Source organism: Cytobacillus sp. FSL M8-0252, from assembly GCF_038007345.1.
Classification (GTDB): domain Bacteria; phylum Bacillota; class Bacilli; order Bacillales; family Cytobacillaceae; genus Cytobacillus; species Cytobacillus kochii.
On the sequence record NZ_JBBOWZ010000001.1, the window covers coordinates 985,653 to 998,793 of the forward strand.

12 protein-coding genes are annotated in these 13,141 nt (G+C 37.5%); 10 read left to right on the forward strand and 2 right to left on the reverse strand.

Annotation, left to right across the window (positions count from 1 at the left end; genetic code table 11):
- Positions 1 to 13: 13 nt before the first annotated feature.
- Both gudD and MKX83_RS05140 read left to right on the forward strand, forming a co-directional pair.
- Positions 14 to 1,372 (forward strand): glucarate dehydratase, encoded by a 1,359-nt coding sequence (gudD, locus tag MKX83_RS05135; RefSeq protein ID WP_233435307.1) that lies wholly within the window; start codon positions 14 to 16, stop codon positions 1,370 to 1,372.
- A 1,073-nt stretch (positions 1,373 to 2,445) separates the two neighbouring features.
- On the forward strand, positions 2,446 to 2,988 hold the full coding sequence (locus MKX83_RS05140) for a competence protein ComK (protein WP_289432938.1): 543 nt from the start codon (positions 2,446 to 2,448) through the stop codon (positions 2,986 to 2,988).
- Positions 2,989 to 3,026: 38 nt separating this feature from the next.
- Here MKX83_RS05140 and MKX83_RS05145 read toward each other — a convergent pair whose 3' ends face one another.
- The gene (locus MKX83_RS05145; protein WP_341054457.1) at positions 3,027 to 3,386 is read right to left on the reverse strand and encodes a hypothetical protein; all 360 of its coding nucleotides are present in this window, start codon (positions 3,384 to 3,386) and stop codon (positions 3,027 to 3,029) included.
- A gap of 413 nt (positions 3,387 to 3,799) precedes the next feature.
- Here MKX83_RS05145 and MKX83_RS05150 point away from each other — a divergent pair, with 413 nt between their 5' ends.
- The 8 genes from MKX83_RS05150 to MKX83_RS05185 all read left to right on the forward strand — a co-directional run bounded on the left by MKX83_RS05150 (position 3,800) and on the right by MKX83_RS05185 (position 12,543).
- Entirely contained in the window at positions 3,800 to 4,123 is a 324-nt protein-coding gene (locus MKX83_RS05150) for a nucleoside triphosphate pyrophosphohydrolase (protein WP_341054460.1), read from the forward strand.
- Between the two features lie 329 nt (positions 4,124 to 4,452).
- A complete protein-coding gene (locus MKX83_RS05155) occupies positions 4,453 to 5,721 on the forward strand; it encodes a hypothetical protein (RefSeq protein ID WP_341054463.1) in 1,269 nt (422 codons plus the stop codon).
- Between the two features lie 22 nt (positions 5,722 to 5,743).
- On the forward strand, positions 5,744 to 7,348 hold the full coding sequence (locus tag MKX83_RS05160; RefSeq protein ID WP_328198510.1) for an ABC transporter substrate-binding protein: 1,605 nt from the start codon (positions 5,744 to 5,746) through the stop codon (positions 7,346 to 7,348).
- Between the two features lie 22 nt (positions 7,349 to 7,370).
- On the forward strand, positions 7,371 to 8,339 hold the full coding sequence (locus MKX83_RS05165) for an ABC transporter permease (RefSeq protein ID WP_340978080.1): 969 nt from the start codon (positions 7,371 to 7,373) through the stop codon (positions 8,337 to 8,339).
- Positions 8,340 to 8,345: 6 nt separating this feature from the next.
- Positions 8,346 to 9,239 (forward strand): ABC transporter permease, encoded by an 894-nt coding sequence (locus MKX83_RS05170; protein ID WP_341050037.1) that lies wholly within the window; start codon positions 8,346 to 8,348, stop codon positions 9,237 to 9,239.
- A 26-nt stretch (positions 9,240 to 9,265) separates the two neighbouring features.
- Entirely contained in the window at positions 9,266 to 10,300 is a 1,035-nt protein-coding gene (locus MKX83_RS05175) for an ABC transporter ATP-binding protein (protein ID WP_341054465.1), read from the forward strand.
- Positions 10,290 to 11,123 carry an ATP-binding cassette domain-containing protein gene (locus tag MKX83_RS05180; protein WP_095370408.1) on the forward strand — a complete coding sequence of 278 codons (834 nt, stop codon included), beginning with the start codon at positions 10,290 to 10,292 and terminating at the stop codon, positions 11,121 to 11,123. Before MKX83_RS05175 ends, MKX83_RS05180 begins: the two co-directional genes overlap by 11 nt.
- A gap of 16 nt (positions 11,124 to 11,139) precedes the next feature.
- On the forward strand, positions 11,140 to 12,543 hold the full coding sequence (locus MKX83_RS05185) for an amidase (RefSeq protein ID WP_341054468.1): 1,404 nt from the start codon (positions 11,140 to 11,142) through the stop codon (positions 12,541 to 12,543).
- 25 nt (positions 12,544 to 12,568) lie between these two features.
- Here MKX83_RS05185 and MKX83_RS05190 read toward each other — a convergent pair whose 3' ends face one another.
- Positions 12,569 to 13,099, reverse strand: coding sequence for a topology modulation protein (locus MKX83_RS05190; RefSeq protein ID WP_340978085.1), 531 nt, complete (start codon positions 13,097 to 13,099; stop codon positions 12,569 to 12,571).
- Between the last annotated feature and the right edge of the window lie 42 nt (positions 13,100 to 13,141).

A 13,141-nucleotide genomic window follows, 5' to 3' on the forward strand; every position in this document is an offset into this window, starting at 1 on the left:
GAGGAAGAAAGGTATGGAAGCAAATATAGTAGATAAAATGATAGCCAAAGAAGCACCTGTTATCACAAAAGTGGAGGTCATCCCTGTTGCAGGCAGAGACAGCATGCTCTTGAACTTAAGTGGCGCTCATGCCCCTTTTTTCACTCGGAACATCTTAATTTTGCATGATCATTCTGGCCGAATGGGAGTAGGTGAGGTTCCTGGAGGAGAATCTATTCGTCAAACGCTAGAAGCTGCAACAGAGATAATTATTGGGAGTTCAATTGGTGCTTATCAACAAGTGCTTAAACAGGTCAATGAAGCATTTGCTAACAAGGATGTAGCAGGAAGAGGACAACAAACTTTTGATTTGCGTACAACCATTCATGTAGTTACAGCTATCGAATCGGCGTTCCTTGACTTACTTGGTAAATATCTGAATGTACCTGTATCGGACTTGCTAGGAGAAGGTAGGCAGCGTGATCAAGTTGAAGTATTAGGCTATTTATTCTATATTGGTGACCGTCATAAAACAGATCTCCCGTATGAATCACCAACAAGCGATAATAATCGTTGGTTTCAGTTACGCCATGAAGAGGCCGTAACACCAGAGCAGGTGGTAGCCCTTGCTGAAGCCGCATACGAAAGATATGGATTTAAAGACTTTAAACTAAAAGGCGGCGTGTTTAATGGAGAAGAAGAAATGGAATCCATTATAGCCATTAAAGAACGCTTCCCTCATGCTAGAGTGACACTTGATCCTAATGGGGCTTGGTCCTTAAATGAAGCCATCGCATTATGTAAAGGGAAAAATCATATACTCGCCTATGCAGAAGACCCATGTGGGGCTGAAAATGGCTTCTCATCTAGAGAAATTATGGCTGAGTTTCGTTTAGAAACAGGCTTACCAACCGCAACTAATATGATTGCCACAGATTGGAGACAAATGGCACATAGTATTCGCCTACAAGCTGTTGATATACCTCTTGCCGACCCCCATTTTTGGACGATGCAAGGTTCTGTGAGAGTTGCCCAAACATGCAAGGACTTTGGCTTAACATGGGGTTCCCATTCTAACAATCACTTTGATATATCGCTGGCGATGTTCACCCATGTCGCAGCTAGTGCACCAGGGAAGGTAACAGCTATTGATACACACTGGATTTGGCAGGAAGGTCAGCATCTAACAAAAGACCCCTTCATAATAAAAGAAGGAAAAATCGAAGTACCAAAAAAACCAGGCTTAGGCATTGAGATAGATAGAGAGAAACTAGCAGATGCTCATCAACTCTATAAAACATACGGACTTGGCAGCAGAGATGATGCCAAAAGTATGCAATACTTAATTCCAAATTGGCAGTTTAATCCGAAGAAACCTTGTATGGTTAGATAAGGATAAATAAACGGTTCAGATAACACCAGGATTGTGTCCTGGTGTTTATTTAGCTTTTCTAAAACTTACTATTATGTAAGATCTAAGACCAATTGTGTACGATCAAATAAGTCTTGTCAGTATGAAGGCGATAAAGGTGAATAACTAGAAGGATTTAAGTGCTAGAGTTAAAGTAAATAAAAAAAATGAAAAAATATGGCGAAATATATTTTAAATATTTAGAAAAATATGTATAATTACTAAGATAAAGGTCTTGGTAGTTAATCATATTTATAGTATTGATGTACTAGTCACAGTGAAAGGCTTGTGCGTGGGTTTGAGTCAATAGGTGGAGATACGACAAAATGTCTTTTAGAAACGATGAATATCTTTATTTCTTTTGATGAGAGTGTGAAGAGAAAGATAGAGATAAGTGAGCGGTGGGAGATGAGGGACTTTATTCGAGTATTAAAGAATAACGAACCATTTTATTTCTCACTTTTTATTTTAACATGAAGACAATGTCAGGTTGAGAATTTGTTCCATATGTTATAAGGGCTAAGATTAAAGGTCTTCATAGAACGCGCCATTTTTAAAAAGTAATAACACAGTTACGTATAGAGTAAGAGTTAGCGGAGAAATATCGAGATGAGATGATGGTTCAACCATTAGTTGCCGACATGAATCATTGGGGGATAAAGGACTCTTCATTTCATTTTGGCTCCTGTTGGCAAAGAAGCAATGGCCATTAAACAAAGTCTAATCTATGAATATTGTTTATAAATCTCCTCTTTCAAATACGAAGCTCATAAAAAAAGAAATGGAGGGATTTATGGGGTAGTTCGAGTATACAATATCCAGTTTGTAAGTCATTTAAAAGAGTATTGAAAGCAAGTGATTAGATGTTTGTAATCTCATTCTTTGGTTCGATAAACAAGGAGGTGAAGCTTAGGGAGAGCTAATTAAAATAAAAGCACTCAAGTCAGTCCTGGCAGACATAGGACTTGAGCGCTGTGCAGTTGGTATACCAACATGATGTTAGTATACCCTTAATTTACTTAATTGAAAATAAGTAAATAAGAAAGGGGATAAAAATGTTAAACCGTACTGATTATTTACTGAAGGGAAAAACCGAAGCTTTAAAAGCGATAAATGTACATAATAACTATATTCATACACAAGTAATCGAAGGAAAGAATACAACTTTTATTGTGGAAAAACCACCAATAGCCATTGTAAAAGACAGTTTGAGAGAGTATGGAATGACCTATAAAGGGGCTCTTCAAGCTGCTAAGTACAAGCTAGATAAAAAAAGTACACCTCCTATTCGTATTTGGGGGGCTCAGGATATGTATTGGTTCTATTTTTCATCTCAATACGATATTGATAATACATTTGTTTCTCTAGCACATATTCATGAAATGCAACCATTCAATAAAAATATGACAAAGATAATTTTAACAAGCGGTTATTATTTCAATCTTTCTATTAGCTGTAACAAAGCTAAGAAAAGGTGGGATCAAGCACGCCTTCTTCGTGGACAAATTCAAGATTCAATAAATAAGCAATCATTCGTTCCTTTAATGGAGCTCCCTGGAATGATTAGTGAAGAAAAGGAAGAGTATAAATCAGAATGAAAATATACGTACGAAGGGTCAGTTCGAGAATCAAGGAGTTATTGCCATATAAGCAGGACAACCAGTAAAATCGCTACTAATAAAAGAAGAATTAGAGAGATAAGTAGGGTAAGCAGTGAAATCGCTACTAATAAAAGAAGAATTAGTGATATAAGTAGGGTAACCAGTAAAATCGCAACTAATAAAAGAAGAATTAGTGATATAAGTAGGGTAACCAGTAAAATCGCAACTAATAAAAGAAGAATTAGTGATATAAGTAGGGTAACCAGTAAAATCGCTACTAATAAAAGAAGAATTAGAGAGATAAGTAGGGTAACCAGTAAAATCGCTACTAATAAAAGAAGAATTAGAGAGATAAGTAGGATAACCAGTAAAATCGCTACTAATAAAAGAAGCATTAGAGAGATAAGTAGGGTAACCAGTAAAATCGCTACTAATAAAAGAAGAATTAGAGAGATAAGTAGGGTAACCAGTGAAATCGCTACTAATAAAAGAAGAATTAGAGAGATAAGTAGGGTAACTAGTGAAATCGCAACTAATAAAAGAAGAATTAGTTATTAAGTAGGGTAACCAGTGGAATCACTACTAATAAAAGAATAATTAGTGATATAAGTAGGGTAACCAGTGGAATTGCTACTAATAAAAGAAGAATTAGAGAGATAAGTAGGGTAACCAGTAAAATCGCTACTAATAAAAGACTACCCTGCCATTGAATTCGCAGAAATGAGTAGCGCTAAAGCTAGTTCCGTGAATTTTGATTAGTATTAGCGTGAATCAATCTCGATTATGATAGATAGAAAGGAGACTTCTCTTGCCAACTTATAACAAACTAGTACGTGACAGAATTCCCGACATCATCCAAAAGTCAGGGAAATTATACAATACAAGAATACTATCTCACTCTGAATATACAATGGCACTTAAACGTAAACTTCAAGAAGAAGTGAATGAATATCTACAGGCAGGGCACTTGAAGGATCAAGGTGAAGAGCTAGCTGATATTCTCGAAGTCGTTTATGCATTATCAGAAGCTCAACAAATGTCAGTTGATGAATTAGATGCGATTAGAAGGACAAAAGCTCAACTAAGAGGAAGGTTCGAGAGTAGGGTGCTTTTGATAGATGTGCAAGAATAAGCTTATTATCATCTTTAAGGCAAAATCAATGGCATTACAAAAGGATACATAAGAAAGCACATGATGCATGCATCATGTGCTTTCTTAATATATGTGAAAAAATCTAACAAGTTATCCTATATAACAACCAACAAGTGCTTTTATATCCATAAAAAGTACCTGATAGCGCTCTCATAAAAGCATTGTAATAGGAAAATAATCTGAATTTTCTTGTTTTGTAGTGTTTTTATGTCACATTTCCTTACAAGTTTGTTGACGTTGCCTTTTATAACAAAGATAATTAACGACATATTAAAGACAAGGAAGTTGGGAGGTGTGTTTTTATTGAATTGAAGATGGCGGTTGTTGGTCCTGTTCCACTTGGTCAAGAGATTTGTCACATTGCCTCAGAGTTTGAGGGGATAGATGTGATTCCACTATTTTATGAATCTGCAGAACAATCACCAAGGTTGATTGAAAACTATAAATTCCCAGTAGATATGTATATTTTTGCTGGTCCTTCACCATTTCAACTAGCATTAAAATTTATTCCAAATTCAAGTATGGCTTATTATATTCCTTTTGAAGGAGCGGATATTTACCGATTACTTTTACAGGTATATGAGCAGTATAACCGATTTCCAGTCATTAGCTACGATATTGTAGATCAAGACTATTTAATAGAAGTATATGAGGAAAATAATCTGACTCTTATTCCTTATTTTTTACATTCTCACAAGGATGGTTTTTTAGATAGTAACGCTTTAGTCCGTTATCATTTAAAGTTATTAAAGAATCAACAAGTTGAAGTGATTGCAACGACAATGAACGCGGTTTATGAGCAGCTAAAGTCGCAGGACGTTCCCGTTTTCTTAATAAAACATACGAAATCCACAATCCGCGATATGTTAGTTAAGGCGATATTAAAGGAGCAAGACATAAAGAAAAAGGAGCTTCAGCTGACGGTATTACGTTTTGAAATTAAGGCTATAGGGGTCCATGATAAGCAGGCTGTAAAGGAAATGATTACTGAAATTATTATTTTCGGACAGAACTATTTATTGAGTACAAGTAATGTAGAGAATATGGTCGTTAGTTTGTTTTCAACAAGAGGTGTGTTTGAAAAGGTAAGTAAGGAGCGAACAGATTTTACATTTATTGAAGCTATCAATCGCAAGAAGCAATTGCTAGTTCACTTAGGGATTGGTATAGGCGATACAGCAGAAAGTGCTAATTTTAATGCACAGAAGGCACTTGAACACGCAAGTTCGAATGAGCATGGGAGTTGTTATCTTATTGATGAGGATAAGAGAATTTATGGCCCGTTAGGAACAAAGGAATCAGTTAGTTATCCATTATTGTTCAGTAACCGAAAGAATATTACCTTAACACTAAGAAGATTATATGCATGGTTATTCTTGGTGAGAAAGACAAAGGTAACAACGCGAGATATTAGTATGGGCATTAATACGAGTGAGAGACATGCTTCGAGAATACTAAAAAGCTTATGTGATCAAGAGGTAGCAGAAATAACGGGAAAGGAGTCCATGAATCAAAAAGGAAGACCACGCCATATTTACTTCATTCATTTAGATAAATTAAAGGAAGCGGCGAATTAGAGGTGAGGAGGCTTAAACGGTAATGAAGAAGATGTACCACTATTTTATCCTACTATTATTTGTCACAACGTTAGCAGCTTGTACCACTATGCCTAGTGCAGCAAACAATGGAAAAACATATGGGAATGAATTAATCATTGGTATGGAATCAGAAGCGGATGTGTTAGACCCCCACCGGGCAGGGGGGTGGGTAACGATGAGGATTAACTATCAAATGTTTGAACCATTAATCGGGGAAGATTTGAGCAAATCTTCTGGTGAAGCATCTGTACCAGAGCTCATTCCAGTGTTAGCGAAGAGTTGGCAAGTATCTGAGGACGGAAAGATGTATACTTTCCACTTAAGAGAGGGTGTCAAGTTTCATGATGGGACACCATTTAATGCAGAGGCTGTGGATTTTAATATAAAAAGATTAACGGATGAGAATTTTGAATATTTCGATAAAATTGGGTCGAGTCGTACATTTAGAACATGGAAGTTTTTTGATAGAAGTGAAGTGGTGGATGAATATACCCTCAATATTCATTTGAGCTCACCTTTTTCTGAGTTTCCAAGAATGCTAGCTCAGATTAATTCATTACAAATTGTTAGTCCAGAATCGATCATTACAGGGGGCAATGATAGCGTCGGGGAAAATCCCGTTGGAACGGGACCATTTAAATTTAATAATCGTAATCGTGGAGAGAATATAACGCTAGTAAAAAATAAAGACTATTGGGGCGAAAAAGCGAAGTTAGACACAGTTATTTTTAGACCAATGTCTGATCCAGCTAGTAGAGTATTAGCCTTGCAAAATGATGAAGTGGATATCATTGCTGTACCACCGCCTGATGCGATTGAAAATTTAGAAGAAAAAGGATTCGATATTTTATCGGGCACACCACCACATGTATGGTACTTAACATTTAACTTTGATAACGAATATATGCAAGATCAAAGGGTTAGACAAGCGATTAATTATGCAATTGACCGAGAGGGAATTGCCAATCAGTTGTTAAAAGGAACGGTTTCTCCTGCCTATACCATACAATCTCCAGGGTCGGTGAACTTTGATCCGAGTCGTAAATGGTATGAGTATGACCCAGAAAAGGCAAAGGATTTATTAGCCGAAGCGGGTCTAGAAGATGGTTTTAACATGATATTACAAACTTCTGTAGATGGTTCGGGGCAATTAATGCCTGTTGATATTGCTGAATGGATTCAAAGAGATTTGAAAAAGGTAGGTATTGACGTCACATTGGATACGCAGGAATGGATTACTTATTTCTCAGGATATAGTGATGGCATGGATTCTTCTATTGCTATGAATCAAATGTCTGCTGGTAGAACATCGCCATTCTTTTTATCAATGGTCGCTCATTCGGACTTTGTTGCTCCCGGTGGCTTCAATTCAGGTAAGTATGCAAGTGCAGAAACAGATGAATTGTTAGACCGTGCGTCTACAGCAACAGACGATGTCGAGGCATTAGAAATATGGAGACAAACAGAAGAAAAGATTATGACAGATGCGGCTTTCGCACCAATTGTTCATGATACGGCACCTTATGTAGTGAATAAGCGAGTGAAAGGCTTTGTGGTTCCATCAGAAGAATGGTATACGCTCGCACCTGTTTGGATTGATCAATAAAAAGTGCTGGGAGGAGAAGTAAATGACAAGGTTCTTATTCAAACGAATATTATCAACAATTCCTGTACTTTTAGGAGTAACCATCTTTGTCTTTTTATTAATTCAATTAATTCCTGGTGATCCTGCAAAGTCGATTTTAGGAGGAGATGCGACAACTGAAGCGGTTGAGGCATTGCGAGTGGAAATGGGATTGAATGAATCGATGATTGTGCAATATACGAGCTGGATGGGGGATCTGTTACAGGGAGATTTAGGTTATTCACATACACTTCATACACCGATTACAGAAGAGCTTCTCCCACGATTTTTGAACAGTATGATTCTCACTGTTGCCAGTCTCTTCATATGTGTGGTTCTTGGAGTAATCTTAGGACTCATTAGTGCATTAAGAAAGGGCAGTATTTTTGATAAAGCAAGCATGGGTGTAGCTTTAATTGGTGCGAGCATGCCGGTGTTTTGGATTGCGCTTATGCTTATGTGGCTTTTCTCTTTAGAAATGGGATTATTCCCTGTAAGTGGCATGTACAATATGAGAAGTCCTGGAGGATTACCAGATTTACTACATCATTTACTATTACCAGCTTTCGCAACAGCAACAGTTTCATTAGCGGTGATTGCTAGACTGACTAGAAGTACAATTATTGATACGTTGCAAAAGGATTATGTGAAGTACTTTCAGTCATTCGGATTATCAAATTCGAAGATAAATATTGTACATGTATTAAGAAACTCCTTGCCTCCAATCATTAATATTTCTGGTATGCAAGTGGGTTACCTAATGGGCGGCGCCCTATTTAGCGAAGTTGTTTTTAATTGGCCTGGCATTGGGCAAGCGTTATATGTTGCTGTGACATCAAATGATTATCCAACGATACAAGCAGGAATATTATTGATTGCCATTACATTTGTCATCGTTAATCTCATTGTTGATCTCTTAAATGTATGGCTTAGTCCAAAGTTACAGGATTCAATTAAATCTAATGCGGGGTGAAGATATATGAAGGGATGGAAGATAGCCTATAAGGCTTTTTTAACAGATAAAGTAGCAACAATTGGTGCATTGATTATAATTATTGCTTTCTTAGTCGCATTATTCGCTCCATGGCTCGCACCTTATCACCCGAATGAAGTGGCTGATGGTAGCATAAGGCTCATGCCACCAGGTACAGATGGTCATCTATTAGGAACAGATCAACAAGGAAGAGATATTTTAAGCCGAATTATCTTTGGGACACAAACATCACTCATATCAGCAGTTGTCCCTGTCGTAATTGCGGCAATGATAAGTATTGGATTAGGAATTATTGCAGGATTTTATCAAGGAATTGTTGGCAATATCATTATGCGTTTAATGGATATTTTCTTCGCATTTCCTGCCGTGTTGTTAGCAATCGCAATTGCTGCGATTTTAGGACCGGGTTTACTTAATGTAATTATTGCGATGATCATTGTCAGAATTCCTTATATGACTCGTGTTGTATATACTGATACCCTTCAAGAAAGTCAGAAGGAATACATTGAAGCAGCGAAGGCTTTTGGTGTGAGCCGTACGGAAATTATGTTTAAACAAATCTTACCGAATGTCCTGCCATCACTAATTGTCTATAGTACAACACTTGCTGGGGTAACGATTGTGACAGTAGCTGGTCTGAGCTTTATCGGGCTTGGTGTTCAGCCACCTGAAGCTGACTGGGGCAGAATGGCTAGTGACGGTAGTGATTTACTAATGCTAGGACATCCCTTTGTTACTTTCTTTCCAGGAATTGCGATTTTAATTCTGTCGTTTGCCTTTAGCATGATTGGTGATGGATTGAGAAACGCACTCGATCCATATGAAAGGTCGAAGGTGAAAAAGGAAAATGTGACCGCTAAAAAACCAATGGTCGCTTGATAATAAATGAAGGATGTGGTGGTGAAATGATTCAGGCGGTAGGAAAGAAGCAAGCGTTTCTAGATGTAAGCCATTTAACGACGAAGATTCATACACCAGACGGTTCAATGACAGTACTTGATGATATTAATCTATCGATTGATTATGGTGAAATCATGGCAATAGTAGGAGAGTCAGGGTCGGGGAAATCGATGACTATCCATTCCATCTTACAAATGATAACGAAGAATTTACTAGATAGCTATGAAGGTGAAATTCAAGTGGAAGGGAAAAGTATTTTGGACATTGGGCAGAAGGAGATGCAGAAGATTAGAGGAAAAAAAATCTCACTCGTTGCTCAGAATGCAATGACTTCTCTAGATCCTTCTTATCGTGTAGGTAAACAGATTATCGAAATTATTTTAGATAAAACAAATTTATCTAAGAGGGAGGCGATAGAAAAAGCCATATATTTATTAGAGGAGATGGGGATTGATGAAGCCAAAAGAGTGTTTCAATCATTTCCACATCAATTGAGTGGAGGACTGAGACAAAGGGTAGTTATTGCCATGTCTCTCGCCTGTGATCCAGATCTTATTATTGCAGACGAACCGACTTCTGCTTTGGATCCCACTGTACAATTGCAAGTACTTGAGCTATTCCAAAAGATTAATCGTGAGTTAGGGACAGCTATTCTTATCATTACACATGATTTCGGCGTAGTTGCTAGAATAGCAGAAAGTGTGGCTGTGATGTATGCTGGACAAATTGTTGAGCAAGGGAAGACGAGTAAGGTGATTTACAATCCACAACATCCTTATACAAATAGTCTGCTCAACTGTATACCCGATTTAGATTGGATTTTCCAAGATAATGTGGGAAAGAAACCGTTATTTCAAATTAAAGGGGAGCCACCCAATTTAATGAATATAAGTAGTGGTTGTCGATTTGCAAGTCGCTGTCATATGGCTAAAGATATTTGCCATGCTAAACAACCAGACCTTAAAAGAGTGCATTCACTTGATTTGAACCACGCCGTTCGTTGTCTATTAACTGAAAGGAGAGAATCCTATGCAAAGTGAGTCCTTATTAGATGTAAGTGGTCTAACAAAGGTATATGGTAACAAAGGTTCATTGTTCGTACCGCGAAAGGAAATACTAGCTGTTAATAAGGTAAGCTTTTCTATTAATAGAGGAGAGACGTTTGGTTTAATTGGTGAGTCTGGTTCCGGGAAAACAACGATTGGTCGGATGGTGATGCGATTAATTGATGCAACGGCTGGCGACATTCAATATAAAGGTAAGTCCATTCTGTCGATGAAGAAGGGAGAGATGGATAAGTTAAGAAACGAGATGCAAATCATATTTCAAGACTCTGGTTCGGCATTCAACCCAAGAAAAACGATTGGGGAGCAAATTCTTCATCCTTTGAATAAATTCTATCCTGGTAATGAAGCTCAGATTCAGTATAAAAAGGTGATTGAAATGCTTGATGTAGTTGGATTGCGTTCAGACTTTTACCACCGATATCCACATGAATTATCTGGTGGTCAAAGGCAGCGAGCAGGTATTGCAAGGGCATTGATCGTGAAACCGAAATTTCTTGTCCTAGATGAACCTGTATCAGCTTTAGATGTTTCAGTTAAAGCTCAGATTATGAATCTCTTAATAGAGCTACAGAAAGAATTTCAATTAACCTACCTTTTTATAGCCCATAATTTAGATTTAGTTGCTTACTTCTGTGATCGTGTAGCTGTCCTTTCAAAGGGGAAAATGATAGAAACGGCACCTACAATCGATTTGTTTAGAAAGCCTCAACATGAAGTGACACAAAAACTATTAAGTTCCATTCTAACATTAGATGGGGATTTAGGAGATTACTATCGCAAGCAATCTGTCATATAAAATGGAGGGGTTTTACATGGAAAATGTGTTTTTCAAAGATATTGAGTCCGTTGCACAGATGTTAAAGGTTCAGGAAGTATCGCCTATAGATTTAACGAAAAAGTTACTTGAACGGATTCAATCAATTAATCCTGTATTAAATGCATATATCACTTTGGTGAGTAAAGATGCATTAGAGCAGGCTACGGTACTTGAAAAAGAATTAAAAGAAGGGATTATTAGGGGTCCACTCCATGGCATACCAATTGCCTTAAAAGATATATTTGAAACGAAGGGGAGCGTGACTACTTCTGGTTCTAGAATCTTTGAAAACTTCATTTCCCAAAAGGATGCCGAAATCGTAAAGCTACTAAAAAAAGCAGGGGCAATTATAATAGGGAAGGCAAATCTTCATGAATTCGCGATGGGGGCGACAACAGAAAATCCTCATTATGGTCCTTCAAGAAACCCATGGAATATATTGAAAATTCCTGGTGGATCGAGTGGTGGATCTGCTGTAGCCGTTGCAGCGGGGATGGCATTTGCTGCTATTGGTACGGATACAGGAGGTTCCATTCGCTTACCGTCTGCTTTATGTGGTGTTGTTGGTTTAAAACCAACATATGATTTAATTAATACCGATGGATGTACGCCTTTAAGTAAGAGTCTGGACCATATTGGGCCAATGACAAGAACGGTTGCTGATAGTCGTATACTCCTTCAAGTCATGGCAGATGCCAAAAAGTTAGAACGAGTCGATCTTAGTATCCGACTGAAGGATTTAAAAGGTGTAAAAGTAGCTATTTGCAAAGAGTATTTCTTTGAAGGAATGGATGAAGAAATAGCCATTCATATTCATCAGGCATTAGCTAAGCTTGAAAATCTCGGAGCAGAAATAATTGAAGTAGATATTGTTGGTATACAGGAGGCGCTACAAGCACAAAAAATAATTTTCAAAGCAGAAGCCTATGCTTTTCATGAATCTATGTTTATGGATAAATCACACCTCTATGGAGAGGATATACAGTTCCGCTTACAAGCTGGAAAAGATGTGTTAGCAAGTGAATACATTCAGGCCAAACAATATCAGCAAGCCTTCCAACAACATATCGAACATAAAATGCAAGCAGAACAAATTGATGTCTTCTTTTCACCAACGAATATAATACCGCCTTTTGATATTGGAAGTGTTGGTCCCGAAGAATCGGTGAATAATATTTTTCGATTAGGCAAGACACCACTAGGGAATTTGTTAGGGCTACCTATATTGTCGGTTCCTTGTGGTTTTACATCAGAAAGACTACCTATTGGGTTCCAAATCATGGGAAGGATGTTTGAAGAAGGGAAAGTATTAGCCATCGGTGAAGTATACGAACAATCAGAGGGTTGGGTATCATATTTAGAGAGAAATGAAGTATATCAAATAGAGAAAACGATGTAATTTGCAAAGGGAAACTCTAGAGGGGTTAAGGCTCTAGAGTTCTTCCTTTTGTTAAAAACGCTGCTATTTCCTTGCTACTTCTAAGTGTGATTATCTTCAAATTTGGCTTAGTATCTTTATATTTACGAAACCGCTCATGCATTTTTGTCTTTCTTCTATAATAAGTAGTCACGATAAACTTAAAGAATACCCAGTCAATTTTTTCATGACAGCCTTCAGCTATATCAGGTCTTGATCTTTTATGAAATTGGATACGGCGTTTAAAAATCCGGTAGAGACAGGTGGAGAGAGGGAGTTCTAAGTAGATGATTGTATCTGCTGCTGCTGTTCTAATGGGGAAGGTACTAGTGTAATTCCCCTCAATAATCCATTCAGGTTGTTTTATAATGCCTTGTTGAAGGTGTATGAATCTCTCTTCTGTTGATTCTTTCCAATTGGGGAGCCAGTATAAGGTATCTAAATGATGGACATCTATTTGTAGCTTCTTGCTAAGTTTTCTAGCAAAAGTGGACTTGCCAACACCTGCAGATACACCTATAACCATGATTTTTTTCATACAATACACTCACTCCTCTTCTACATAAGCTTATTTACGCTA